Here is a 25,488-nt window from a genome sequence, read left to right as displayed (position 1 = left end):
GCGGCAGGACTAGAATCGCGGCCTTCTTCATTGCAGGCACGCCGATGGACGCCAACCTGATCCGCAACGATGTTTCCGCGCGATGGGACGCGGAAATCGTCCCGCAACTCGTCGAATACATCCGGATTCCGAACAAGTCGCCGATGTTCGACAAGGACTGGGCCGCGCACGGGTTCATGGACCAGGCGGTCGCGCAGCTCTCTGGCTGGGCCAAGGCGAAGGCGATCGAGGGCATGACGGTCGAAGTCGTGCGCCTCGAAGGGCGCACGCCATTGATCTTCATCGACGTGCCGGCATCGACCGACGCGAACAGCGGCGACGACTGCGTGCTGCTCTACGGCCATCTCGACAAGCAACCAGAGATGACCGGCTGGGCCGAGCATCTCGGCCCGTGGAAGCCGGTGATCGAAGGCGACAGGCTCTACGGCCGCGGCGGCGCCGACGACGGCTACGCGATCTTCGGTTCGCTCGCCGCGATCCTCGCGCTCAAAGCGCAGAAGCTGCCGCACGCGCGCTGCATCGTGCTGATCGAGGCCTGCGAGGAATCGGGCAGCTACGACCTGCCGTACTACGTCGACCATCTCGCCGCGCGCATCGGCAAGCCGTCGCTGATCGTCTGCCTCGATTCGGGCTGCGGCAACTACGACCAGCTTTGGTTGACGACCTCGTTGCGGGGCATGACCGGCGGCAACCTCACGGTCAAGGTGCTTGAGGAAGGCGTGCATTCGGGCGATGCTTCGGGCGTGGTCGCCTCGAGCTTCCGCATCCTGCGCAAGATTCTTTCCCGCCTCGAAGATCAGGATACCGGCAGGATCGTGCCGCAGGAATTCCATGTCGAGGTACCCGCGCAACGCGTCGAACAGGCGAAGCAGGCGGCCAAGGTGCTCGGCGATGCGGTGTATTCGAAATTTCCGTGGGTGGCCGGCATGCAGCCCGTCAGCCGCGATGACGGCGAACTCGTGCTCAACCGCACCTGGCGGCCCGCGCTCGCGGTGACCGGCGTCGGCGGCATTCCTGCGCTCGACTCGGCCGGCAACGTGCTGCGCCCGTTCACCGCGGTGAAACTTTCGCTGCGCCTGCCGCCGACGCTGGACGCGGTGAAGGCCGGCGCCGTGCTGAAGGCGCTGCTCGAAGGCGATCCGCCCTATGGCGCGCAGGTGACGTTCGATCTGGAGAAGGCCGGCAGCGGCTGGAACGCACCGGCGCTGGCGCCGTGGCTGGAGCAATCGGTCGACGCCGCCTCGCGCGAATTCTTCGGGCCGCCGCCCGCCTACATGGGCGAAGGCGGCTCGATCCCGTTCATGGGCATGCTCGGCGAGAAGTTCCCCGGCGCGCAGTTCCTCATCACCGGCGTGCTCGGCCCGCACTCGAACGCACACGGGCCGAACGAGTTCATCCACATCCCGACCGGCAAGCGCGTGTCGATGTGCGTGGCCAAGGTGATCGCCGACCACCACCGCGCAAGCGTCGCCGGATTGACGAAAGGCGTCGGCGCGACGCACGCGCACACGGTCAAGGGCGGCGATGGCTGCTGCGACTGACACGGCGCCGGCGATCCGCACCGCCAACGAAGACGACGTGGCGGCGATCGCGGCGGACATGTCCGCCCGCTGAACGCGGTGCAGGCCCGCGGTCATCGTCCACATTTCCTGCACGTTCGTTTTCCAGACTCGCGCCGACTCCGGCTGAAACGTTGCCCATGATGACGAAGATCTCGATGGCGGAAGACACCGACGCTTGGTGCCGCCGGCTCGGCAATTTCGCCCCGATCGCCTATCGGCCGGAATCGCTGCTGGACGCTACGTCGCGGGTACACCGCGAGCCCGCGCTGCGTTTTCCAGCACTCGCGCCGCGGCGCGGCGCGGCGGCCCAGATCCTGCTCGTCGCAATGGTCGCGACGGGTGCGTTGCCGCTTTCGGTCGCGGCGCAGATGCCGGGCGGCGGCATGGGCGGTGGCATGGGCGGCCCCGGTGGCGCGGGCGGACACGGCGACCACCCGCCGCGCGATGGGCAGCAGGGACATGGCCAAGCCACCGAACGCGCACCGGATCCGCTGCGCGCGATGCTCGGCGAAGCGCGCAAGCTGCGCACGGAACTGCTGCTCACCGCCGACCAGATCGGACCGTGGTCGGCGATGGAGGATGCGCTGCGCGAGTACGTCGAACTCGCGCGCCCGCCCGCACCCGAGGCCAGGCTCGCGGCGCCGGTCGATCCGCAGACGTTCGTGCAGGACCTGGCCGATCACCAGCGCGAGCTGGCCGATGCCGGAGCGCGTTTCGCGGCCAGGACCAAGGCCGTGTTCGCCGCGCTCAACCCACGTCAATTGCGCACGAGCAAGCAGCGCTTCGCCGACGCGATCGCCGGCGAACGGCAGGGCTCCGCGGACGCAAGCCTCCCCTGAGGCGTCGCGCCGCGCCGAGGCCGCAAGCGCGATCGGGCGCTCATTCCTTCCTGATCTCGTGGCCGCCGAACTGGTTGCGCATCGCCGCGAGCAGCTTGTCGGAAAACGAATCCTTGTCGCGCGAGCGGATGCGTTCGAGCAGCGCGGCCGCGGTCACCGGTGCCGACACGCCGAGCTCGATCGCCTCGGCCAGCGTCCAGCGCCCCTCGCCCGAGTCGGCGACCCAGGGAGCGATGCCCGTCATCTGCGGATTCTCCGCGAGCGCATCGGCAATGAGATCGAGCAGCCAGGAGCGCACCACGCTGCCGTGGCGCCAGATCCCGGCGATCTGGGCAAGGTCAAGCGCGAATTCCCGCTTGTGTTCGAGAATCGAAAACCCTTCGGCGTAGGCCTGCATCATGCCGTACTCGATGCCGTTGTGGACCATCTTGGCGAAGTGCCCCGAACCCACCGGCCCGACGCGGCCCCAGCCGCGGTCGGGCGCGGTTGCGAGCGTGGCGAAGACCGGCGCCAGCTTCGCCACCGCAGCCTCGTCGCCGCCGATCATCAGGCTGTAGCCTTCCTCGAGGCCCCAGACGCCGCCGCTGGTACCGCAATCGACATAATGGATTTCGCGCTCGGCCAGCCGCTGCGCGCGGCGCAGCGTGTCCTTGTACATCGAGTTGCCGCCGTCGACGATCACGTCGCCGGGCGCGAGCAACGCCAGCAGGGCGTCGATCGTCTGGTCGACCGGCGCGCCGGCCGGCACCATCAGCCATAGCGCGCGCGGCGGCTTCAGCGCGGCGACCAGTTCCGCGAGCGAGGTCGCCGGCTCGATGCCGTTCTGCGCCGCGCGCGCGCGGCTCTCCGCGCTGGAGTCGAACCCCGCCACGCGGTGCCCGCCGCGTACCAGCCGCTGCGCCATGTTCGCGCCCATGCGGCCCAAACCGATCATGCCGAGTTCCATTGCCTGCTCCCGCCGGGAATGGGGAGATTGTCGCATTCGGGAAGCAGGGGCGCGACGGAAGGACGCAAAGACCGCGACGCCGGACGACCGCCGCCCGGCACGGGGTGCACATCCCCCCATCCCATGCCATAATTTGCGGCCAACTCCGGCCGCCCGCCTTCGCTGCGCGGCCTCCAACAAGGGTCTGATGATGGATTTCTTCATTTCCAGCGCCTGGGCGCAGGCCGCGGGCGCCGCCGGCCAGCCCAGTCCGTGGCCGAGCCTGATCATGTTCGGCGCGGTGTTCGTCGCAATGTACTTCTTCATGCTGCGCCCGCAGATGAAGCGCGCCAAGGAACAGCGCACGATGGTCGAAGCGCTGGCCAAGGGCGACGAAATCGTCACCAACGGCGGCTTCGCCGGACGCATCGTCGACATCGGCGAGACCTTCCTCGGCGTCGAGGTCGCGCCGAACGTGGTCATCAAGGTGCAGAAGCAGGCCGTGAGCATGGTACTGCCGAAGGGCACGTTGAAATCGGCCTGACGCGCCCGCATGCGCTGAAGGCCCCGTGAAGCGCGCCGGCCGCAGGCCCGCGCGGTGGAATAAAAACGACAACGTCCGCGCCACGAGCGCGGCGCAAGAGCGACACCGATGAACGATTTTGCCAAATGGCGTTACGCCCTGATCGCCCTCGTGCTGGTTCTCGGCACGATCTACGCCCTGCCCAACGCGTTCCTGCCGCAGCCCGCGGTGCAGATCTCCGCCAACCACGGCAACGCGGTCGACGAGGCTCTGCAGAAAAAAGTGAAGGACGCGCTCGACGCGGACAAGCTCGCGGTCAAGAGCATCGAACCCGGCAAGGACAACCTGCTCGTCGAACTCAACGATTCGGACACGCAGAACAAGGCGCAGGCCGCGATCAGCAAGGCGCTCGGCGACGGTTACAACGTCGCCCTGAACATGGCCTCGACCGTGCCCGGCTGGCTGCGCACGATCGGCGCGAACGCGATGCCGCTCGGCCTCGACCTGCAGGGCGGCGTGCACTTCCTACTCGAAGTCGACCAGAAGGGCGCGCTCGACAAGATGCAGCAGCGCTACCGCGACGACATCGCCAGCGCGCTGCGCGACGCCAAGGTCCGCTACGACTCGATCAACTCGACCGCCAACGGCGTCGTCGCCACGTTCAAGACCGAGGCCGACCGTACCGCCGGGGCCGGCATCATCGGCAAGCAGGTCAACCAGCCGGAAAAACTCGGCGACCAGCCGCCGCTGGAGTTGACCGATGGCGCGGCCACGGCCGACAGCTTTCCGCTCGTGGCGAAGGTGCGCGAATCGACGGCGCTCGCCGCCGCGCGCAACACGATCTCGAGCAACCTGACCACGCTGCGCAACCGCGTCAACCAGCTCGGCGTGTCCGAGCCGCTGATCCAGCAGCAGGGCGCGAACCGCATCGTCGTCGAACTCGCCGGCGTGCACGACACGGCCGAGGCGAAGAAGATCCTCGGCGCGCAGGCGACGCTGGAATGGCGCGCGGTGGACGAGAACGCGACCGGCGCGGCCAATCTCGGCAACCCGGGCGCCTACGAGATCGCCAAGAGCAGCAACGTGCCGCCCGAGTCCAGGCTTTATTACATGCAGCGCCTCGGCCCGGACGGCAAGCCCGAGCCGATCATCCTGTCGAAGAAGGTGATCGCCAGCGGCAACGAACTCGTCGACGCGACCGCGATTCCCGATCCGCAGAGCGGCACGCCGGCCGTATCGATCCAGCTCAACGCCAAAGGCGGCGCGAAAATGCTGGAGTTCACCCAGCAGGCCGTCGGCAAGCGCATGGGCGTGGTCTACATCGAGCGCGTGCCGCAGACCCAGATCGTCGACGGCAAGGAAGTGCGCACGTTCAAGGAAACCCAGGAAGTCATCAACGCCGCGGTCATCCAGGGCGTGTTCGGCCCGCGCTTCCAGACCACCGGCCTCGGCCAGAAGGAAGCGAGCGACCTCGCCCTGCTGCTGCGCGCCGGCTCGCTCGCCGCGCCGGTCGACATCGTCGAGGAGCGCGTCATCGGCGCGAGCATGGGCCAGGACAACATCGACAAGGGCTTCAAGGCGGTCATGCTCGGCCTGCTCGCGGTGCTGATCGCGGCAGCCATCTACTACCGCCTGTTCGGCCTGATCGCCGACATCGCGCTCGTGTTCAACCTCGTTCTGCTCGTCGCGGTGCTGTCGCTGTTCCAGGCCACGCTGACCATGCCCGGCATCGCCGGCATCGTGCTCACGCTCGGCATGGCGATCGACGCCAACGTGCTGATCTGCGAGCGCATCCGCGAGGAGCAGCGCAACGGCGCCACGCCGCTCGCCGCGATCAAGGCCGGCTACGAAAAGGCCTGGGCGACGATTCTCGACGCCAACGTCACCCACCTGCTCGCCGCGGTCGCGCTGCTGTTCTTCGGCTCCGGCCCGATCAAAGGCTTCGGCGTGACCCTGCTCATCGGCATCCTCACCTCGATGTTCACCTCGGTCACGGTGACGCACGCGATCGTCAATCTCGTCCATGGCGGACGCAAGCTGAAAGCGCTGTCCGTCTGATTGCTTTCCTTCTCCCACCGGGAGAAGGTGCCCCGAAGGGGCGGATGAGGGAAAGGCTTCCCACTCCGATGCGACCCGACACGAAGGATGCAAGGCTTTTCCCTCATCCGGCGCTGCGCGCCACCTTCTCCCGGAGGGAGAAGGGAAGAAAAGAAGGTGTACGTAAATGGAAATCTTCAACCACGACAGCAAGATCGACTTCCTGCGCCTGCGCACGATCAGCCTGGCGGTCTCGGCTGTCCTGCTCATCGTCTCGCTCGGCGCGCTGTTCACGCGCGGGCTCAACTACGCGCTCGACTTCACCGGCGGCGTGCTCGTCGAGGCGAGCTACCACCAGCAGCCCGACATCGACGGCGTGCGCGGCGCGCTCGAAACGGCCGGATTCCACAACGCGCAGGTCACGCAGTACCTCGGCACGAACGACGTCGCGATCCGCCTCCAGCTCGAAGGCGCGAATGCGGCGAAGAGCGAAACCAGCGACGATCTGAAGAAGATGAACCAGGTCGCCGACGAGGTCATCGCCGCGCTGCAGGTCAAGACGCCCGACGTGACCAAGAAGAGCGCCAGCTTCGTCAGCGCCTCGGTCGGCGAAGAGCTGAAGAGCGACGGCATCGTCGCCGTGATCTTCGTCATCCTCGGCATCATGTTCTACATCGGCATCCGCTTCGAGTGGCGCTTTGCGATCGCCGCGATCGCGAGCGAATTCCACGACACGATCATCGTGCTCGGCTTCTACGCGCTGACCCACCGGGAGTTCGACGTCAACGTGCTCGCCTCGGTGCTGGCCGTGGTCGGCTACTCGATCAACGACAAGGTCGTCGTGTTCGACCGCGTGCGCGAACTGTTCCGCTCCGCGCGCCGCGCCGAACCGGTGGAAGTGCTCGACAAGGCGATCAACTCGACGCTGTCGCGCACGATCATCACCGCGCTGTTCACCGCGATCACGATGATCGCGCTTTACCTGCTCGGCGGCCCCGCCGTGCACGGTTTCGCCATGACGATGATCATCGGCATCGTGATCGGCACGCTGTCGTCGATCTTCTTCGCCAGCCCGATCCTGTACTGGCTCGGCGTGTCGAAGAAGGACCTGATGCCGGTGATGCGCGACAACTCGGAACTGATGCGCCGACCGTAATCGCGGCACGCCCATGCTGGACGCAATCGGCGAATTCCTCGACGCCACCGCGTTCACCGCGCTCGCCACGCCGGTCTCGAACGCCGAGCTGATCGGTTTCGTCGCCGGCGCCTTCTGCGTCTGGCTCGCGGCCAGGCAGAACGCGCTCAACTTCCCGCTCGCGCTGGTCAACGCCATCACGTTCGGCCTGCTGTTCGTCGACAAGAAACTCTACGGCGACGCCGGCCTGCAGGCGATGTTCTTCTCGCTCAACCTCTACGGCTGGTGGCGCTGGTGGCGCGGCGACGGCGAGCATCACGAACTGCCCGTTTCGCGCCTGTCGCCGCGCGGCTGGCTCGCCGCAGGCACCGCGGCGGCCGTTGCCGTACCGTTGCTGCAGCAGGCATTGATCGCGATCAGCGGCGCCGCACCGTTTCTCGACGCGGTCATCACCACGCTATCGGTCATCGCGCAGGTGCTGCTCAACCGCAAGACGCTCGAGAACTGGTGGCTCTGGATCGTCGTCGACCTGATCTCGGTACCGCTCTACGTCAGCAAGGGGCTCTATCTCACCGCCCTGCTCTACGCGTTGTTTTTGCTGATGTGCGTCGGGGCGTTGTTCGCCTGGCGGCGGTCGCTGCGCGCGGCGCCGGTTTTTTCGTAGGACGACGCGGTTCCCTGCTCGCTGCTCTGTCTTTGCTCGTCATTTCCGCGAAGGCGGGACTGCGCAAGCGGGTGTTCGTGCAGCGAATGGCCCGCGGGGCGCGCGGCGGGATGGCCACGTGTAATCCAGTTCTTGCTTTGTTCTTGGATGTTCCAAGAGCCAGAGCTTCCACTCACCCTGCGGGCGAGCGGGTTACTTTTTCTTCAACAGCGAAGAAAAAGTAACCAAAAAGACGCCACCCCCGACACCGCACCTCGCGATAGAGCCGCGAGGTGCCCTGCGCTTCTCGGCGCCGGCGGGCCGGCGCGAACTCGCGCATCCCTGCGCTCGGACATGCGCGCCTTTCCCCCGCCGTCGCCTGCGATGCTCGGTGCGGTGAAGGGGAGGAAAATCAAGAGCAAAGAGCAACAGCGAAAAGCCAAAGCCTTCGCTTCCCCTGCGTAGCGGGGAAAGCTGTCGCGAAGCGACTGAAGGGGGCGCTCTGGCTGGTGATCTTCGGGTCCCCGTTTGCCGCGGCGAGGGCAGGCCGGAAACGTCCGTAAGGATCGCGCGCACGATGCGCGCGAGTTCGTTGCACGCACACGGACGTGCGTTCAACGAACCCCGGCCTGGCCTCGCGAACCCGTAGCGCGTAGCGCGGAGGGCGCGGCATCCGGGGTGTGTTCTCTTTGGTGACTTTCTCTTGCACAAGCAAGAGAAAGTGACCCGCGCGCCGGACGCGCGCGGAAAAGCGAACGGATGCGGCTACAAAAGATCAAAAAGCAAGAACCGGATTTACAAGCTGCGTCCGCAGTTTGCCCCCGAGCCATTCGCCGCGCGAATGTTCGCTCCGACATCCTGCCTGCGCAGTCCCGCCTGCGCGGGAATGACGCGCAAGGCGGCCGCGGCCGTATTGAATTCCTTTCGCGCGAGACGCAAGAAAGGCGCGCCGCTACTTGCGCCGCAGCGCGTAAAACTCCGCGACGAAATCCGCGAGCCTGCGCGCGGCGATCGCCTTGCGCAGCCCACGCATCAGGTCCTGGTAGTAGTGCAGGTTGTGGATCGTCGCCAACATCGGCCCGAGCATCTCGCCGCACTTGTCGAGATGGCGCAGGTAGGCGCGCGAGAAGCCGTTCGCGCAGGTGTAGCACGCACAGGCTTCGTCAAGCGGGCGCGTGTCGCGTTCGTACTGCGCGTTGCGGATGCGCAGCACGCCGCTGCGCGTGAAGATGTGTGCGTTGCGCGCGTTGCGCGTCGGCATGACGCAGTCGAACATGTCGATGCCGCGCACGACTGCCTCGACGATGTCCTCGGGACGCCCGACGCCCATCAGGTAGCGAGGCCGGTCGGCCGGCAGCAGCGGCACGGTTTCTTCGAGTGTGCGATTGCGTTCCTCTTCGGGTTCGCCGACGGCGAGGCCGCCGAGCGCGTAGCCGTCGAAGCCGATCTGCAACAGGCCGTCGGCAGAAATCCTGCGCAGCGCCGCATAGGTGCCGCCCTGGACGATGCCGAACAGCGAATTCGGATTCTTCAGATCATCGAACGCGCGACGCGAGCGCGCCGCCCAGCGCAGCGACAACTCCATCGAATCGCGCGCCTGCTTTTCCGTCGCGGGATACGGCGTGCACTCGTCGAAAATCATCGCGATGTCGGAGTCGAGCGTCTTCTGGATACGCATCGACTCCTCGGGCGAGAGGAACACCTGCGAACCGTCGACGGGCGAGGCGAAGCGCACGCCCTCCTCCGTGATCTTGCGTCGCGCGGCCAACGAGAAGACCTGGAAGCCGCCCGAGTCGGTCAGGATCGGCTTGTTCCAGCCGATGAACCTGTGCAGTCCGCCGAACTCGCCGATCACCCCGAGGCCGGGGCGCAGGAACAGGTGGAAGGTATTGCCGAGGATGATTTCCGCGCCCGTTTCGCACACAGCGCGTGTTGTCATGCCCTTGACCGAACCGTAAGTGCCCACCGGCATGAAGGCCGGCGTCTCGACCGTGCCGCGCGCGAACGTCAGGCGCCCGCGCCGGGCCGTGCCATCGCCGCCGAGAAGCTCGAATCGCATCGACGTCATTGCGAAAAGCTCAAGGGCTCAGCGCCGCGCCGCAATGGCGGCAATACCTGTCGCCCGCCTCGAGCGACTTGCCGCAGGCGCGACACGACGGCTTCGGCGCGGACTTCGGCAGCAACAGCGATATCAGCCAGCCGAGCGGCCCGAGCGCGACGCCGAGCAAGGTGTCGCGCACGACGGCGTTCTTGTACTTGCCGATTAGCGCGCCGACGAGTGCGCAGACGATGGTGAAGCCGATCAGCCAGTACCACAGCGTCGGATCGATCAGCACGGCCGAGCAGGCGTCGAGCGTCTGCATCTGCTCGTCGGGATCGCCCGACTGCAGCACTTGCATCAGCGTGGCGATATCGCAAGCCAACGGGGTCGCCTCGCGATCTCACGCGCCCGCGCGCGCGATCGCGTCGTCGATGCGCTTGAGCGCGCGGGCGCGGCCGACGAGATAGACCGTATGGTCGATCGACGGCGACACCTGCGTGCCGGTCATCGCCACGCGCAGCGGCTGCGCCACCTTGCCCATGCCCTCGCCGATCGCGGCGGCGGCGTCCTGTATGGCCTTGTGCACGTTCTCGACGTTCCAGTCGACGACGTTCGCGAGTTGCGCATGCACGGCTTGCAGCGCCGGCACGGCGGTCGCCGATTTCAGATGCTTGACCACGGCGGCCTCGTCCCACGAGACGATCGGCCCGTACCAGACGCTGGCCTTCTCGGCCATCTCGCGCAGCGTCTGCGCGCGCTCGCGCAGCGCAACGATCACGTCCGCCGGCGCGGGGCCCTGCGCGGGATCGAGGCCCTGCATGCGCAGGTGCCATTCGAACTCGCTTGCCAATTCGAGCGGATCGTCGTTCTTGATATACTGCTGGTTTAGCCACTTGAGCTTGTCAAGATCGAAGCGCGCCGCGGCGCGGTTCACATCGGCGACGTCGAACAGCTCGACCATTTCCGCACGCGAAAAAATCTCCTGGTCGCCGTGCGACCAGCCCAGGCGCACGAGGTAATTGAGCAGCGCGTGCGGCAGGAAACCGTCGTCGCGGTACTGCATCACGCTGACCGCGCCGTGGCGCTTGCTCAGCTTCTGCCCGTCCGCGCCGAGGATCATCGGCAGGTGCGCGAACGCGGGCGCTTTCGCATCGAGCGCGTGATAGATGTTGATCTGGCGCGGCGTGTTGTTGACGTGGTCGTCGCCGCGGATCACGTCGGTGATGCCCATGTCGATGTCGTCGACGACGACGGCGAAGTTGTAGGTCGGGAAACCGTCCGAGCGGAATATGACGAGATCGTCGAGCTCGTCGTTGCTCCACTCGACCCGACCCTTGACCTTGTCGTCGAACACGACGCTGCCGCCTTGGGGGTTCTTGAAGCGGATCACGCGGTTCGGATCGTCGCGGTAGGGCTCGTCGCGGTCGCGGTACCAGCCGTTGTAGCGCGGCTTCTCGCTCGATGCCATCGCAGCGTTGCGCATCGCTTCGAGTTCTTCCCTGGTCTCATAGGCGTAGTACGCCTTGCCGGCACGGATCAGTTCCTCGGCGACATGGCGGTAGCGCTCCGTGCGCAAGGTCTGGTAGTACGGGCCTTCGTCGGCGCCGAGGTCGAGCCAGCGCATGCCGTCGAGGATGGCCTGCACCGCCGCGTCCGTCGAACGTTCACGGTCGGTGTCCTCGATGCGCAGGATGAATTCGCCGCCGCGATGCCGCGCCTCGAGCCAGCAGTACAGCGCGGTGCGCGCACCGCCGATGTGCAGGAAGCCGGTGGGGCTCGGGGCGAAGCGGGTGCGGACGGTCATTGCGAAAACGAGCTGAAAAACAGCCGCAAAGAGTAACAGAAGGCGCGCTAAACTGTGCTTTTCGCCAACGGACACGCACGATGAAGCGATGGTTACTCGCAACAGCGGCATTCCTCGCCGGCTGCACCGCTCCCGAACACGGGGCGAAAGCGCCGGCGCCGCCCGCATCCGGCACGCAGGCGCAACTCGTCCTGCTCGAAACGACCGACATCCACTCCAACGTGATGAGCTACGATTACTACAAGCTCGCCGAGGACAAGGCCATCGGCCTCGAGCGCGCGGCGACGCTCGTGCACGCGGCGCGCAAGGAGTTCGTCAACACGATGCTGTTCGACGCCGGCGACACGATCCAGGGCACCGTGCTCGCCGACTACCAGGCGCAGGTCAAGCCGGTCGCCTGCAATCAGGAACTCGCGGTGTACAAGGCGATGGACACGCTCGGCTACGACGCCGGCACGATCGGCAACCACGAATTCAACTACGGCCTGCCGTTCCTGAGCCAGGTCACCGGCACCGCGCTCGACCTGAACGGCGTGCCGGCCGAACACTGCAAGGGGCCGAATTTCCCGCTCGTGCTGTCGAACGTGTTCAGCGCGAAGGACGGCAAGCCGCTGTTCGCGCCGTGGAAAGTTCTGACGCGCACGATCAGGGCGCGGACCGCCGACGGCAGGACGGTCGAGGCTCCGGTCAGGATCGGCGTGCTCGGCTTCGCGCCGACGTGGATCCTCGACTGGGACAAGCGCAATCTCGACGGCAAGGTCACGGTGATGGGCCCGGTCGAAGCGGCGCAGAAATACCTGCCCGAAGTCAGGGCCGCGGGTGCGGACATCGTCGTGGCGATCTGCCATTGCGGACTCAACCCCGCGCCGTACTCCGACAAGCTCGAGAACGCCGGCTGGCATCTCGCCGGCGTGGCCGGCATCGACGTGCTGCTGCTCGGCCATTCGCACGACATCTTCCCGAATCCGGCCAATCCGAAATCGCATTACGCGAACATGCCCGAGGTCGACAACGCGCGCGGCTTCGTGCGCGGCGTGCCGGCGGTGATGGGCAACTATTTCGGCAAGAGCCTCGGTCTCGTCGAGCTTGCGCTGGTGTTCCGCGACGGACGCTGGCAGGTCGATCGCGCGGCGAGCAGGTCGGAAGTGCGTTCGGTCAAGGGCGCGGACGGCTTCGCCGACGCCGACGAACGCATCGCCGGGCTGGTCAAGGACGAACACGCCGGCGCGATCGAGTACGTGAAGACGCCGATCGGCCGCAGCGACTACGACATCAGTACCTACTTCGTCGCCGCGGGTGACACGTCCGCGTTGAGTCTGGTCAACGCAGCCCAGCGCGACTATGCGCAAAAGTACATAAAGCAAAATTTGCCGCAATACGCCTCGACCCCGGTGCTTGGCGCCGCTTCGCCGTTCAAGGCCGGCTTCGGCGGCCCCAACGACTACACCGACGTGCCGGCCGGTCCGCTCGCGATCAACAACGCCGCCGACCTGTACCTCTACCCGAACGTGCTGACCGCGGTGAAGGTGAACGGCGCCGGCGTCAAGGCGTGGCTGGAAACCTCGGCGCGTTGGTTCAACCGCATCGATCCGGCGAAACGCGAGACTCAGGAACTCGTCAACACGAAGTTCCCGACCTACAACTTCGACGTGCTGCAGGGCGACCTCAGCTACGCGATCGACGTGACCCGGCCGGCCGGCCAGCGCATCGCCGACCTGAAATACCGCGGCAAGCCGGTGCGCGACGACGAGGATTTCATCGTCGTCACCAACAACTACCGCGCCGGCGGCGGCGGCCGCTTTCCGGGGCTCGACGGCAACAACATCGTGCTCTCCGCGCCCGACACCAATCGCGAGGTGCTGATCAACTTCATCCGCGAGCACGGCGAGATCCTGCGCAAGGAGTTCAGCAATCCGCACAACTGGCGCTTCGCGAAAACCCGGACCTCCGGCCCGATCGTGTTCACCTCGGCCGCAAACAAGCTCGACCTCGCGCGCAAGGCGGGGCTGGTCAACGTCGCGCAGGTCAGGGACAACGGCGACGGGACGGCGGTCTATTCGGTCGATCTCTCGCATTGAGCGCGTCGCCGCGGGCCTGTTGCGCCTCGGCCGGGAACCCGGCGACCGCGTCGGCATCTGGGCGCCGAACTGCGCGGAGTGGGTGCTGACCCGTAAGCTTCCGCTGATCGCGGACACACAGTAAGTAGAACTTTCTGGCATCTTTCCAGCCAGGAGGTTCCGTGAAGAAATCGAAGTTTAGCGAGACGCAGACCGTCTCGATTCTCGAGCAAGGCGACGTCGGCGTGCCGGTGAAGGATTTGTGCCGGCAGGCTGGGAGACGTACTACCAGTGGAAGTCGAAGTACGGCGGCATGGAGGCGTCGGATATGCGGCGGGTGAAGGAGCTGGAAGCGGAGAACGCCAAGCTCAAGCGGATGTACGTGCCCGAACGTCCCGACCGGGTATGGTCGGCGGACTTCATGCTTGATGCGCTGGCCTGTGGCCGGCCGTTCCGCACCTTCAACCTCATCGACGACTTCAACCGCGAGGCGGTGCACATCGAGATCGACACCTCGATCACTTCGGCGCGGCTGGTGCGCATCTTCGAGCGCATCGCCCAGGAACGCGCGCTGCCGCAAGTGCTGCGCACCGACGACGGCGCGGAGTTCCTGAGCGAGGTGTTCGTGCAATGGGCCAAGGCACACGGCATGGCGATCCGGTACACACAGCCGGGCAAGCCGAACCAGAATGCCTACATCGAACGCTTCAACCGCACCTACCGCAAGGAGGTGCTCGCCCAGTACTTGTTCGTCCGCCTGGACGAGGTGCGCGAGGCAACGTGGCAGTTCCTGATCGACTACAACGAGCAACGTCCCCACGACGCCCTTGGCGGCATGACACCCGCCCAGTACCGTTCCCACAACGCCGAAAGCTCTACTTTTGCAGTGTCCGCTCGACGGGGAGCTTAAGCAGCGACTTTAGCTCTCTGGAATGCACTGAAAAAGCGAAAGGCCCCGGATTCCGGCTTTCGCCGGAATGACGAGCCTGGCCCAGGTTCTAAGCGTTGCCGCCGACCGCGCCACAGCTTGCCCAGGCGCGGACCCTGACGGAAAATAGGCGGATGACCGATTCCACGCGTTACCCGCGCCTGTCGCGCATCGACTCGCCGACCGACCTGCGCAAATTCGACGAGGCCGAGCTGCCCGAGGTCGCGCGCGAACTGCGCGAATACCTGATCGAACAGGTCGCCGGCGCCGGCGGCCATTTCGGCGCGGGGCTGGGCGTGGTCGAGTTGACGCTAGCGCTGCACTACGTCTACGACACGCCGAACGACCGCCTCGTCTGGGACGTGGGCCACCAGTGCTATCCGCACAAGATCCTGACCGGGCGCCGCGACCGCATCCATACGATCAAGCAGGCGGGTGGCCTCGCGCCATTCCCGCGACGCGACGAATCGCCTTACGATACGTTCGGCGTCGGCCATTCGTCGACGTCGATCTCGGCCGCGATCGGCATGGCTGTCGCCGCCCAGGCCAAAGGCGATGCGCGCAAGATCGTCGCCGTGATCGGCGACGGCGGCCTGACCGGCGGCATGGCCTACGAGGCCCTGCACCACGGCGGCGACCTCGACACCGACGTGCTCGTGATCCTCAACGACAACCAGATGTCGATCAGCGAGAACGTCGGCGCGTTGCCGAAGATGCTCGCGCGGCTGATGACGAGCCGCACGCTCAACGCGATGCGCGAGCGGGCGAAGAACAGCATGCGTCCGCACAGCTTCCTCTGGCGCTTCTTCAAGCGCTGGGAAGAACACTTGAAGGGTATGTTCGTCCCCTCCACGCTGTTCGAGGAATTCGGCTTCCACTATTTCGGCCCGATCGACGGCCACGACCTGCCGCAGCTGCTGCATGCGCTGAAGACGCTGAAGGACCTCAAGGGCCCGCAGCTGCTGCACGTGATCACGACCAAGGGCAAGGGCTACGCGCCGGCCGAGGCGCAGCAGATCGACTACCACGCGGTCGGCCCGTTCGACCCGGTCAAGGGCCTGGTCAAGAAGGCGCCCGGCAAGCAGACTTACACCGAGGTGTTCGGCGACTGGCTGTGCGAGCAGGCGCGCGCGGACGAGCGCCTGCTCGCGATCACGCCGGCGATGCGCGAAGGCTCGGGCCTCGTGCGCTTCTCCAAGGAATTTCCGCAGCGCTATTTCGACGTCGGCATCGCCGAACAGCACGCGGTGACGCTCGCCGCGGGCATGGCCTGCGAGGGCGCCAAGCCGGTCGTCGCGATCTACTCGACCTTCCTGCAGCGCGCCTACGACCAGGCGATCCACGACGTCGCGATCCAGAACCTCGACGTCACCTTCGCGATCGACCGCGCCGGCGTCGTCGGCCCCGACGGCGCGACGCACGCGGGCAGCTTCGACCTGACTTACCTGCGTTGCATCCCGAACCTGATCGTCGCCGCGCCGAGCGACGAGAATGAGTGCCGGCGATTGCTCACGAGTGGATTTTTATACAATGGACCCGCGGCGATCCGCTATCCGCGCGGCACCGGCCCGGGCGCGAAGCTCGACGCCGAACTGAAGGCGCTGCCGGTCGGCAAGGCCGACGTGCGCCGGCGCGGCGCGGGGCTCGCGATCCTCGCTTTCGGCAGCCCGCTCGCCGCGGCGCTCGACGCCGGCGCCGAACTCGGCGCGACGGTGGTCGACATGCGCTGGATCAAGCCGCTCGACGAGGCGCTGATCCTCGAACTCGCGCGCACGCACGGCGCGATCGTCACCGTCGAGGACAACGCGGTCGCCGGCGGCGCCGGCAGCGCGGTCGCCGAGTATCTTTCTGCGCAAAATATACAAATGCCCGTTTTGCACCTCGGGCTGCAGGACGTTTATCTCGAACACGCGAGCCGCGAACGACTGCTCGCCGAAGCGGGCATCGACGCGACCGGCATCCGCGCCGCGATCCTCGAACGCTGGCCGCAGTCCGTACCGAAGCGCATCGGCGAAATGCGCAGCGTGCTCTGATGGATACCGCGCGAAGCGAAGGCGGGTTCGTCGATCTGTCGCACACGATCGAGCACGGGCTCGTCACCTACAAGGGGCTGCCCGCGCCGGTGATCTGCGACTATCTCAGTCGCGCCGCCTCGCGCGAGTTGTATGCGGCGGGCACCGAGTTCCAGATCGGCAGGATCGACATGGTGGCGAACACCGGCACCTATCTCGATTGCCCGTTCCATCGCTACGCCGACGGCAAGGATCTTTCCGAAGTGGCGATCGAGGCGACGACCGACCTCGACGCGATCGTCGTGCGCGCGCCGTACACGCCCGCACAGGCGATCGGGCCAGAGACGTTCCGCGGCAGGGAAATCCGCGGCCGTGCCGTGCTCGTTCACACCGGCTGGGACGCGCACTGGAACACGCCGGGGTACTACGCAGGGGGCCCGTTCCTGACCGCCGGCGCGGCGCAGTACCTGCGCGACGGCGGTGCGCGGCTCGTCGGCATCGACGCGCACAACATCGACGATACGCGCGGCGGCGAGCGGCCGGTGCACTCCCTGCTGCTCGGCGCCGGCATTCTCATCGTCGAACATCTGTGCAACCTCGCGGCCGTGCCCGACGAGGGCTTCGCCTTCAGCGCAACACCGCCGAAATTCAAGGGCGTCGGCACGTTCCCGGTCAGGGCGATGGCGAAGCTTTCCCGTCGCTGAGCCGCCGCTGCGGAACGGCTCGTCCGCACGGGTATCGGCTGCGCGTTTCATAGTAAAATTCCGCGATTCGCCGCCAAACACTTTGGCGCCATCGCATTCCTAATGATAAAAAACGTCGAATACCTCCTGCCCGGCGGCCGCTCGGGCGTGCTGCTGATCCATGGCCTGACCGGCACGCCGACCGAAATGCGCTTCGTCGCCAAGGGCCTGCAGCGCCACGGCTTCACCGTCTACGGCATGCAGCTCGCCGGCCATTGTGGCAACGAAGCCGACCTGCTCGCCACCGGCCGCAGCGACTGGTTCCAGAGCGTGCGCGAGGCGGCCGACCGGCTCGCCGCACAGGTCGACCATCTGTTCGCCGCCGGCCTGTCGATGGGCGCGCTGCTCGCGCTGCGCCTCGCCGCCGAGCGGCCCGAACAGGTTGCCGGACTCGGCCTCTACGGCACGACGTTCCGCTACGACGGCTGGACGATTCCGTGGTACGGCAAACTCTCGTTCCTGTTGCCGATGGCGGTCAGCATCGGCATCGGCCGGCACGCCAGGTTCCACGAGCAGTTCCCTTACGGCATCAAGGACGAGCGCATCCGCCAGCGCATCGCCGGCGCGATGCTGAGCGGGCACAGCGACGAAGCCGGCCTGCCGGGCAATCCGTGGCCTTCGCTCGCCGAGTTCTACCGGTTGTCGTGGCGCGTGCGCAAGCTGCTGCCCAAGGTCCTTGCGCCGAGCCTGATCATGCACTCCAGCGAAGACGACGTGGCCAGCCTGGCCAACGTGCGCCGCCTGGAGCGCGACCTGGGCTGCCCGCACGAAACGGTGATCCTCGACAAGAGCTATCACATGATCACGGTCGACCAGGAACGCGACGTCGTGATCGAGCGCAGCGCGGCGTTCTTCAAACGCATCGCCGAAGGCCGCGCGGCGGGTTGATCGGCGGACGTTACCGAACCCAGGCCAGCGTCTGCGCTATCATTGCCGCACCCGACACGGAGACCCTTCATGAGCACCGTCCAAGACACCGTCTTCGGCATCATCGCCAAGGAAGCGAACATCGATCCGGCGAAGATCACGCTCGATTCGACGTTGAAGGACCTCGAGATCGCCTCGCTCGATGCGGTGCAGATCATTTTCGAGATCGAGGACCACTTCAAGATCACGCTGCCCGACCGCGATCCGAACTTCGACACCGAATCGGTGCGCGGTCTGGTCGAGGCGGTCGAGAAGCTCGTCGCCGGGAAAAACGCCGACGACGCATCGCCCGCCTAACGCCAAAAGCGGAAATGGTTGGCTGCAAAACCGCAAAGCGCGCAAATGCTTCTCGGTCGACTTCGCGCCTTTCGCGTTCTTTGCGGCCAATCTGTTCCTGAAACTTCCCGGCCCATTACCCCATGAGTTCTGTTCGTCGTGTCGCCATCACCGGCATGGGCGCGATCACCGCGCTCGGCCACAACGCCGCTGCCACCTGGTCCGCGCTGGCCGAGGGCCGCTCGGGCATCGGCCCGATCGAGACGATCCCGACCGACCTGCTCAACGTCAAGATCGCCGCCGAAGTGCGCGGCTACGATCCGGCCGCGCATTTCGACAACAAGAAGCTGCCGCTGCTCGACCGCGTCTCCCAGTTCGCGCTGGTTGCCGCGCGCGAGGCCGTGGCCCAGTCCAGACTCGACTTCCGCGTCGACGGCCGCGGCGAGCGCGCGGCCTGCATCGTCGGCAGCGGCATCGGCGGCGAGAACACTCACAACGAACAGTCACGGCGTTTCTTCGCCGACAACAACCCGCGCCTGCACCCGCTCACGATCATCCGCGTCATGGCGAACGCGCCGGCCTGCCACGTCGGCATCGAATTCGGCCTGACCGGTCCGTCGTTCGCGGTCGTCAGCGCCTGCGCCTCGGCCAACCACGCGATGAGCCAGGCGGCCGACATGATAAAAAGTGGAAAAGTGGATTTCGCCGTCACCGGCGGCACCGAAGCCTGCGTCACCGTGACGACGATGAAGGCGTGGGAGGCGATGCGCGTCACCGCCGACGATACCTGCCGCCCGTTCTGCAAGCAGCGCCGCGGCATGGTGCTCGGCGAAGGCTCGGGCATGTTCGTGTTCGAGGAATTCGAGCACGCGCGCCGGCGCGGCGCGGTCATCCTCGCCGAATTCGCCGGCAGCGGCATGACCGCCGACGCGGCGGACATGGTGTTCCCGTCCGAGGCCACCGTCGCGCGCGCGATGCAGGATGCGCTCGCCGATGCGGGCCTCGACCCGGCCGACGTCGGCTACATCAACGCGCACGGCACCGCAACGCCGGCGAACGACCCGACCGAGACGAAGGCAATCCGGCGCGCGTTCGGCGCGGATGCGGACCGGCTCGCGGTGTCGTCCACCAAGTCGATGCACGGCCACGCTCTCGGCGCCGCCGGCGCGCTCGAGATGGTCGCCGCGATCGGCGCCCTGCGCCACGGCATCATCCCGCCGACCGCGAACTTCATCGACCCCGACCCCGTCTGCGACCTCGACTACGTGCCGAACGTCGCACGCGCGAAAACCGTGAGTGCGGTGCTGAGCAACTCGTTCGCGTTCGGCGGGCTCAATTCCGTCGTCGCACTGAAGAAAGCCTGATGCGGGGACGCGCAGCGCGCAGACGGCGTCTGCGGTGAAAATGGTTGCCGAGGCGGAACCGTTCGGCTATCCTTGCGCCCCCTCGCCGGAACCGTTTTCCGGTGCCGTCACGAAGTGGGCAGTTAGCTCAGCGGTAGAGCATCACCTTGACATGGTGGGGGTCACAGGTTCGATCCCTGTACTGCCCACCACTTCGTAGTCCAACGCCGTCCAAGCAAGTCCGGAAAACCCAATGAAACCGCGCACTGTCGCGGTTTTTTTGTGCGAAGCAGTCCAAGGGCGTCCGCTTGCATCCGGGAAAATTGTGAGTAGGATAGTGAGTAGAACGCAGGTTCCCTACTCACCCTACTCACTTTTCGAGGTTCCCGTGCTGACCGATGCGAAGCTGCGCGTTATGAAGCCGCGTAGGGTGCTCTACAGGGTCGCCGACGCCAACGGCCTGTGTATCGAGGTGCCGACGAGCGGGGCGCGCTTGTGGCGCTTCCGGTATCGCTTCAACGGCAAGGCGAGCATGTTGTCGCTTGGCGAGTACCCAGCCGTGTCGCTGGTCGACGCGCGCGCACGCCGCGACGAGGCGCGCAAGCTATTGAACGCGGGCACCAACCCTGCCGACGCTGCACGCGCTGCCAAGGTCGCGCAGGTGGAATATGCGCAGAACACCTTCGGCTCGGTCGCGGCGGAACTGATCGATAAGCGCGAGCGCGAAGGCAAGTCGGCGGGCACCATCTACCGCGAACGGCAATGGTTGAAGAACGACCTTGCGCCCTATCTCGGCACGCTGCCGATCAAGGACGTGACCGCGCCCGTGCTGTTGGCCGCGTTGCGCAAGATCGAATCCCGCGCCCCAGAGACTGCGCACCGTGCGCGCGGCCTATGCGTGCAGGTGTTCCGCTACGCCGTGGCGACCGGGCGGGCTGAGCGCAACGTCGCCGACGACACGCGCGGCGCGCTGACCACGCCGACCAGCGGACACTTCGCCGCCGTCACGGACCCGGAGCAAGTTGCGCCGCTGCTGCGCGCCTTGTGGAGCTACCAAGGCACGCCTGCCGTCATGGCCGCGTTGAAGCTCGCGCCGCTGGTGTTCGTGCGTCCGGGCGAACTGCGCACGATGCGATGGGCCGACGTCGACCTTGATGCCGCCGAGTGGCGCTACACCACGAGCAAGACGGGCACGGCGCACATTGTCCCGCTGGCCGCGCAGGTGGTGGACGTGTTGCGCGACCTGCATCCGTACACCAGCCGCAGCGAGTACGTGTTCCCGAACGAACGCAGCGCACACAGGCCGATGAGTGAAAACGCCGTCAACGTGGCGCTGCGGACGATGGGCGTCGACCGCGACACCATGACCGGCCACGGCTTCCGGGCGATGGCGCGCACGATGCTGGATGAAGTTCTCGGCTTCCGGCCCGACTACATCGAGCAACAGCTTGCACATGCTGTGCGCGACCCGCTTGGTCGAGCCTACAACCGCACGGCGCACTTGGCCGAGCGCAAGAAGATGATGCAGGCATGGGCCGATTACTTGGACGCGCTACGCACCAGCGCGAACGTAGTGCCGATCAAGCGCAAGGCGTAACCGAATCCGGCATGTGCCGGTAAGCGGCTCGCCAGCATCATGCTGGCGAGCCTCACCACAACGAAGCAAACGAGGTACTTCATCATGGCTAAGAAAAGTATACCAAGCAGCAGAACAGTACTTGTGCCGGCAGCAATGCTATTGAGCGGCAATGGTTTCACGATGCCAGCCGGGAACTCTTTCACATTTGATTCCGGCCTATCCATTTCGGAAGGCGATTTGCTCGTGTGCGATAGAGACAGGCTCCCGGCGCGCGGCGACGTGGTTGTAATGATGAGGAAAGGACGCAAGCCATTCGCCAGACAGTGCGATATTCCGCCCTTTGACGTTGGGAAAAAAAAATGGAGCTTCGGGCACTGCGCAGATGATGAGATGTACCTTTTCAATAGCGAGGACTTTGCGTTGATTGGTGTAGTTACCGGCTGGCATGATAATGGCGGCGACTGGCATACCGTGAGTGACAAAATCGCCACGGCAGCGAAACGGGCAACAAAGCGCAAGGGCGCACGCAAGGCTGTCCGCAAAGCGGCCTAATCCGTCATGACGACGAAGCGGACAACCAAGAGCAAGCGCGCGCCCAGTGCGCGCGCGTTTCGCCAGTGGCAAGAATCGCCGCTGTACGATGTTTGCAGCAAAGCCTCGTATGAGGCAAAGCTAATTTTAAGCGCTGCACGCAAAAATGGAATCGACATCGCAGATGGTAGTTTCATCGCGCAGCATTTGGACGCCGCGCTACATGCGATGAAGAGCACGGAAAACGCATGGCTTGCTGGCGACGACAAGCAAGCCGCAAAGTTTGCCGCTCTCGCTGGCGTGATGGTTGGCATCATGGCGCGCGACAACGATGCCGTATTCAACGCCTACCGCAAGAAACAAAAGCACTCCGCAAGGCAACCGCGCAGACCGGAAGGAATCACTGCGGCGATGAGGCGAACCGCAAGGGTGAAGGGCACGGCACTTGAACGATGGCCGCACCTGTATAGCGAATTGAGAAATGATTTCGAGCTTGAAGAAGATGGCGACGCATACGTCATCGAATATGCGAACGGCAAAGACGAAGACCGTTCATATCACCTTTCGTTCAAGACGTTTCAAAACTATCTAGCAAGCCTAAAATCCCGCCAGCCCGGTTAACGGGATTTCCACCCGGAGAGTACCCACCGTCCGCAGCGATGCGGATGGGCGCGGGCACTACCGCCAGCGTCCCCATAGCGGAGACGCATATATGACTCACACCGCTACACCGGCCTTCGCGCCGCTTGTCGAGACGTGCCGCGCGCACGGCATCGGTCGCAGCGTCGCATTCGAGCTTGCAAAGCGCGGCGACCTCGAAACCTTCCACATCGGCGCGCGCCGTTTCGTCTATTTGGAAAGCCTGCGCACGCTGCCGCAGCGCCTCGCCGCGCGTGACGCGAAGGAGGCCGCGTGATGCAGACCTTCGGAAACGACAACGCCCGGCTGGCACCGGGCGCTGAGGCGAAACAGGAAAATTCTAGCAGCGCAAAGCCTACGGCATCGACCATCATCGGGCAAGTGCTGGCCGAAATGCGCAATGGTGGCACGCTAACTTCGCGCGAATGTTGGGTTCGGTTCGGCGGTTCGCGTTTGGCCGCCGTCGTCCATAAGCTGCGCAAGGAAGGCTGGCCGATCCAAGCCGAGGAAATCGCGGTCGAGTGCCGCAGCGGTCGCGTGGCTCATGTCGCGAGGTACAGCTTGCCCACTGCGTCGCAGGTGTCGCAATGAGCGCCGTCATTGCACCACGCCGTGGCCGTGGCCTGGCTAAGGAAAGCCTCACCATCATCGAAGCGGCGACCGAAATACTGCGCGAGATTCAACCCGCCACGGTGCGCGCAACCTGCTACAAGTTGTTCACGCAGAGCCTCATCCGCGACATGGGCAAGGGCAGCACGGACAAGGTTTCTCGATTGCTGACCGGCGCGCGCGAGCGTGAGGTTATCCCGTGGAATTGGATTGTTGACGAGACGCGCGAGGCCGAACGCATCGCGTCATGGGACAACCCGGAAAGCATCATCCGTTCCGCCGTCGCGCAATATCGCAAAGACTACTGGAAGGAACAGCCGCACCGCGTGGAAGTGTGGTCAGAGAAAGGCACCGTGCGCGGCACCATCGCGCCGGTGCTGCGGGAGTTCGGCGTTACGTTCCGCGTGATGCACGGCTACGGTTCGGCCACGGCTCTCTACGGTGCGGCGCAAGACACTGTGGAGAACGACAAGCCGTTGACCGTGCTCTACGTCGGCGACCACGACCCAAGCGGCCTGCACATGAGCGAGGTGGACATTCCCGAACGACTGGAACGCTACGGCGGCGAGGCGGACTTCCGGCGCATCGCCTTGACCGCGCAGGACGTGGCACCTGGCACTGACCTGCCGCACTTCGATGCGGACACGAAGCGCGGCGACCCTCGTTACCGCTGGTTCCGCGACCGCTACGGCTCGCGCTGTTGGGAATTGGATGCGCTGTCGCCCGTAACCCTGCGTGCCCGTGTCGAGAACGCCGTCGTGGAGATGCTGGACATGGGCCGCTGGAACAGTGCCGTGCAGGTAGAAAAAGCCGAGCGCGCGAGCATGAACGAATTCTTCGCGACGTGGAAAGGGACTATTTCCGGGCAAGCCTCGAAATACTCCGGCGAGGGCGCCCATGACACGGCGTAAGCACAGGAGCAGCGGCGGCGAAGCACATGTGCGCTTGTACAGGCACGAACTGGACTGCGCCGCCTACCGCACTCTTGGCGCTGGTGCGCGCGTCTTGCTGGTCGAGATGCGCGCATTGTTCAACCCGAAGAACGGCGACAACCGCATCTTCATGGGAGTACGCGACATGATGACCCGCTGCAATCTGACGCAGCGGGTCGCCACGCGCGCCCGTGATGAACTTCTGGAACGCGGCTGGATTAGCCTCGTCGAGCAAGGCAGCTTCCACCGCAAACTCAAACACGCGACCGTCTACGCCCTCGAAAACGAAGCGCCAAATGACCGCAAGGGCAGCGTGCCGAGCAAGGCATTCATGCGCTGGCAACCCGACCCTTCCACGAAAAAACACGGTAGCGGAATCGACTACCGATCGGTAGCGGAATCAACTACCGATGCTCACAAAAAAGGGCAAAAAAGAGCCGTCTCGGTAGCGGAATCGACTACCGATAAAGCCGATTTTCGCCCTCTCTCGGTAGCGGAATCGACTACACAGATAGCTGTTACCAAGCGTGCAGGTGTTTCTTGTGCCGCTGCTGAATCTTTTTTTTGGTCGGCGGCGACACCGGGAATTTCCAACAAAGCGCAATTGATTCTGCTCGCTGGCGGGCTGGTGGCGAGCGCGAATAAATCGACAACGAGAAAAGCCGCATGACTGAAACATCACCAAGGAAAAGAGGAAAGGGCGCACCGTGGCGCAAAGGCGAATCGGGCAACCCGAAAGGCAGGCCGAAAGGAAGCGGCCTTGTCGGCGAACTGCGGCGGGCGATTGCGACGAACGCGACCGGCATCGTCGAGGCGCTGGCGCGTCAAGCACTCGCAGGCGATACGCAGGCGGCGCGCGTGCTGCTGTCAAAGGTGCTTCCGGACGTGAAGGCAGAGGCGTTGCCCGTGCATCTTCCGGAACTGGCCGCTGGAACGCTCACAGAACGCGCGCAGGCGGCGTTGCAGGCCGCGGGCGCGGGCGAGGTAGCACCAGACACGGCGGCGGCGCTGGTGGCCGCTGTAGGCGCGCTGGCACGACTTCGCGAAGTCGATGAATTGGAAAGCCGCATCGCGGCATTGGAGGAACGACGAAATGAGAACGAACATTGATCGCGTGGCGGCGCTTGAAGAACGCAGTCACCTTGAAGAATCCACGATGCAAGTCATCGAGCTTGTCGGCACCGAAGACGAGCGGGTTCATGCTGCCGCTGTACTGGGTGGCGAGACCATCGTTCGCGGCGACGACGAGCGTCTGGACGTATTCCGCAAGCGTGTGGACCGCTATGCCGCATCTTTGGATACGGGCAGGCGCGTCAGGGTTGCGCGCAATCGCCTTGGATGTAGCGACGCGGAGCAGGCCGAACGACTCGCACGCACCATCGTGAAATTTTGAAACCGCTGCG

Annotated in this window: 26 protein-coding genes, 1 tRNA gene and 1 pseudogene; 24 read left to right on the top strand and 4 right to left on the bottom strand. The window is 65.4% G+C overall.

Annotation, left to right across the window (positions count from 1 at the left end; all coding sequences use genetic code 11):
* The first annotated feature begins 44 nt into the window (after positions 1 to 44).
* Both QM741_RS13600 and QM741_RS13595 read left to right on the top strand, forming a co-directional pair.
* Positions 45 to 1,541, top strand: coding sequence for a M20 family metallopeptidase (locus tag QM741_RS13600; protein WP_415208217.1), 1,497 nt, complete (start codon positions 45 to 47; stop codon positions 1,539 to 1,541).
* Between the two features lie 158 nt (positions 1,542 to 1,699).
* On the top strand, positions 1,700 to 2,401 hold the full coding sequence (locus QM741_RS13595; RefSeq protein ID WP_415208216.1) for a hypothetical protein: 702 nt from the start codon (positions 1,700 to 1,702) through the stop codon (positions 2,399 to 2,401).
* 40 nt (positions 2,402 to 2,441) lie between these two features.
* On the opposite strand, the gene gnd is transcribed toward QM741_RS13595, so the two are convergent.
* Complete coding sequence (gnd, locus tag QM741_RS13590) at positions 2,442 to 3,383, bottom strand: phosphogluconate dehydrogenase (NAD(+)-dependent, decarboxylating) (RefSeq protein ID WP_415208215.1); 942 nt, start codon at positions 3,381 to 3,383, stop codon at positions 2,442 to 2,444.
* A 151-nt stretch (positions 3,384 to 3,534) separates the two neighbouring features.
* Here gnd and yajC point away from each other — a divergent pair, with 151 nt between their 5' ends.
* From yajC to pnuC, 4 genes are all read left to right on the top strand, one after another.
* Positions 3,535 to 3,870, top strand: coding sequence for a preprotein translocase subunit YajC (yajC, locus tag QM741_RS13585; protein WP_415208214.1), 336 nt, complete (start codon positions 3,535 to 3,537; stop codon positions 3,868 to 3,870).
* Positions 3,871 to 3,978: 108 nt separating this feature from the next.
* Complete coding sequence (secD, locus tag QM741_RS13580; protein WP_415208213.1) at positions 3,979 to 5,907, top strand: protein translocase subunit SecD; 1,929 nt, start codon at positions 3,979 to 3,981, stop codon at positions 5,905 to 5,907.
* A gap of 166 nt (positions 5,908 to 6,073) precedes the next feature.
* The gene (secF, locus tag QM741_RS13575) at positions 6,074 to 7,042 is read left to right on the top strand and encodes a protein translocase subunit SecF (RefSeq protein WP_415208212.1); all 969 of its coding nucleotides are present in this window, start codon (positions 6,074 to 6,076) and stop codon (positions 7,040 to 7,042) included.
* 13 nt (positions 7,043 to 7,055) lie between these two features.
* On the top strand, positions 7,056 to 7,685 hold the full coding sequence (pnuC, locus tag QM741_RS13570; RefSeq protein ID WP_415208211.1) for a nicotinamide riboside transporter PnuC: 630 nt from the start codon (positions 7,056 to 7,058) through the stop codon (positions 7,683 to 7,685).
* Positions 7,686 to 8,616: 931 nt separating this feature from the next.
* Here the strand turns inward: pnuC and tgt are convergent.
* Genes tgt through gltX form a run of 3 tightly spaced genes read right to left on the bottom strand, consistent with a single transcriptional unit; the run spans position 8,617 to position 11,509 of the window.
* Positions 8,617 to 9,732, bottom strand: coding sequence for a tRNA guanosine(34) transglycosylase Tgt (gene tgt, locus QM741_RS13565; protein ID WP_415208210.1), 1,116 nt, complete (start codon positions 9,730 to 9,732; stop codon positions 8,617 to 8,619).
* A gap of 10 nt (positions 9,733 to 9,742) precedes the next feature.
* The gene (locus QM741_RS13560) at positions 9,743 to 10,087 is read right to left on the bottom strand and encodes a zinc-ribbon domain-containing protein (RefSeq protein WP_415208209.1); all 345 of its coding nucleotides are present in this window, start codon (positions 10,085 to 10,087) and stop codon (positions 9,743 to 9,745) included.
* 18 nt (positions 10,088 to 10,105) lie between these two features.
* Positions 10,106 to 11,509 (bottom strand): glutamate--tRNA ligase, encoded by a 1,404-nt coding sequence (gltX, locus tag QM741_RS13555; protein ID WP_415208208.1) that lies wholly within the window; start codon positions 11,507 to 11,509, stop codon positions 10,106 to 10,108.
* Positions 11,510 to 11,589: 80 nt separating this feature from the next.
* On the opposite strand from gltX, the gene QM741_RS13550 reads away from it, so the two are divergent.
* The 18 genes and pseudogenes from QM741_RS13550 (at position 11,590) to QM741_RS13465 (ending at position 25,478) form a co-directional block, all read left to right on the top strand.
* The gene (locus QM741_RS13550; protein WP_415208207.1) at positions 11,590 to 13,587 is read left to right on the top strand and encodes a bifunctional 2',3'-cyclic-nucleotide 2'-phosphodiesterase/3'-nucleotidase; all 1,998 of its coding nucleotides are present in this window, start codon (positions 11,590 to 11,592) and stop codon (positions 13,585 to 13,587) included.
* Between the two features lie 19 nt (positions 13,588 to 13,606).
* Positions 13,607 to 13,711 (top strand): hypothetical protein, encoded by a 105-nt coding sequence (locus QM741_RS13545; RefSeq protein ID WP_415208206.1) that lies wholly within the window; start codon positions 13,607 to 13,609, stop codon positions 13,709 to 13,711.
* Between the two features lie 37 nt (positions 13,712 to 13,748).
* Positions 13,749 to 14,476, top strand: a pseudogene (locus tag QM741_RS13540) (IS3 family transposase).
* 152 nt (positions 14,477 to 14,628) lie between these two features.
* Positions 14,629 to 16,527 (top strand): 1-deoxy-D-xylulose-5-phosphate synthase, encoded by a 1,899-nt coding sequence (dxs, locus tag QM741_RS13535; RefSeq protein ID WP_415208205.1) that lies wholly within the window; start codon positions 14,629 to 14,631, stop codon positions 16,525 to 16,527.
* A complete protein-coding gene (locus QM741_RS13530; RefSeq protein WP_415208204.1) occupies positions 16,527 to 17,210 on the top strand; it encodes a cyclase family protein in 684 nt (227 codons plus the stop codon). Before dxs ends, QM741_RS13530 begins: the two co-directional genes overlap by 1 nt.
* Before the next feature lie 102 nt (positions 17,211 to 17,312).
* Positions 17,313 to 18,137, top strand: a complete 825-nt coding sequence (locus tag QM741_RS13525; RefSeq protein ID WP_415208203.1) for an alpha/beta hydrolase — start codon at positions 17,313 to 17,315, stop codon at positions 18,135 to 18,137.
* Positions 18,138 to 18,206: 69 nt separating this feature from the next.
* On the top strand, positions 18,207 to 18,473 hold the full coding sequence (locus QM741_RS13520) for an acyl carrier protein (RefSeq protein ID WP_415208202.1): 267 nt from the start codon (positions 18,207 to 18,209) through the stop codon (positions 18,471 to 18,473).
* Between the two features lie 122 nt (positions 18,474 to 18,595).
* The gene (locus QM741_RS13515; protein ID WP_415208201.1) at positions 18,596 to 19,816 is read left to right on the top strand and encodes a beta-ketoacyl-[acyl-carrier-protein] synthase family protein; all 1,221 of its coding nucleotides are present in this window, start codon (positions 18,596 to 18,598) and stop codon (positions 19,814 to 19,816) included.
* Positions 19,817 to 19,932: 116 nt separating this feature from the next.
* A tRNA-Val gene (locus QM741_RS13510) sits at positions 19,933 to 20,007 on the top strand.
* 176 nt (positions 20,008 to 20,183) lie between these two features.
* Positions 20,184 to 21,392, top strand: a complete 1,209-nt coding sequence (locus QM741_RS13505) for a tyrosine-type recombinase/integrase (protein ID WP_415209127.1) — start codon at positions 20,184 to 20,186, stop codon at positions 21,390 to 21,392.
* A gap of 39 nt (positions 21,393 to 21,431) precedes the next feature.
* The gene (locus QM741_RS13500; protein ID WP_415208200.1) at positions 21,432 to 21,926 is read left to right on the top strand and encodes a hypothetical protein; all 495 of its coding nucleotides are present in this window, start codon (positions 21,432 to 21,434) and stop codon (positions 21,924 to 21,926) included.
* A 6-nt stretch (positions 21,927 to 21,932) separates the two neighbouring features.
* Positions 21,933 to 22,526: a hypothetical protein gene (locus tag QM741_RS13495; protein ID WP_415208199.1), complete on the top strand. Its 594-nt coding sequence runs from the start codon at positions 21,933 to 21,935 to the stop codon at positions 22,524 to 22,526.
* Between the two features lie 91 nt (positions 22,527 to 22,617).
* Entirely contained in the window at positions 22,618 to 22,821 is a 204-nt protein-coding gene (locus tag QM741_RS13490) for a hypothetical protein (RefSeq protein WP_415208198.1), read from the top strand.
* Entirely contained in the window at positions 22,821 to 23,135 is a 315-nt protein-coding gene (locus QM741_RS13485; protein ID WP_415208197.1) for a helix-turn-helix domain-containing protein, read from the top strand. Before QM741_RS13490 ends, QM741_RS13485 begins: the two co-directional genes overlap by 1 nt.
* Positions 23,132 to 24,064, top strand: a complete 933-nt coding sequence (locus QM741_RS13480) for a hypothetical protein (RefSeq protein ID WP_415208196.1) — start codon at positions 23,132 to 23,134, stop codon at positions 24,062 to 24,064. Before QM741_RS13485 ends, QM741_RS13480 begins: the two co-directional genes overlap by 4 nt.
* Positions 24,051 to 24,755 carry a hypothetical protein gene (locus QM741_RS13475; protein ID WP_415208195.1) on the top strand — a complete coding sequence of 235 codons (705 nt, stop codon included), beginning with the start codon at positions 24,051 to 24,053 and terminating at the stop codon, positions 24,753 to 24,755. The genes QM741_RS13480 and QM741_RS13475 overlap by 14 nt, the downstream gene beginning before the upstream one ends.
* A complete protein-coding gene (locus QM741_RS13470; protein ID WP_415208194.1) occupies positions 24,752 to 25,195 on the top strand; it encodes a DUF5681 domain-containing protein in 444 nt (147 codons plus the stop codon). The genes QM741_RS13475 and QM741_RS13470 overlap by 4 nt, the downstream gene beginning before the upstream one ends.
* Positions 25,179 to 25,478 (top strand): hypothetical protein, encoded by a 300-nt coding sequence (locus tag QM741_RS13465; protein WP_415208193.1) that lies wholly within the window; start codon positions 25,179 to 25,181, stop codon positions 25,476 to 25,478. The genes QM741_RS13470 and QM741_RS13465 overlap by 17 nt, the downstream gene beginning before the upstream one ends.
* The last annotated feature ends 10 nt before the right edge of the window (positions 25,479 to 25,488 follow it).

Source organism: Rudaea sp. (assembly GCF_047601565.1).
Lineage (GTDB): Bacteria > Pseudomonadota > Gammaproteobacteria > Xanthomonadales > Rhodanobacteraceae > Rudaea.
This window is presented reverse-complemented; position numbering and strand designations above follow the sequence as displayed.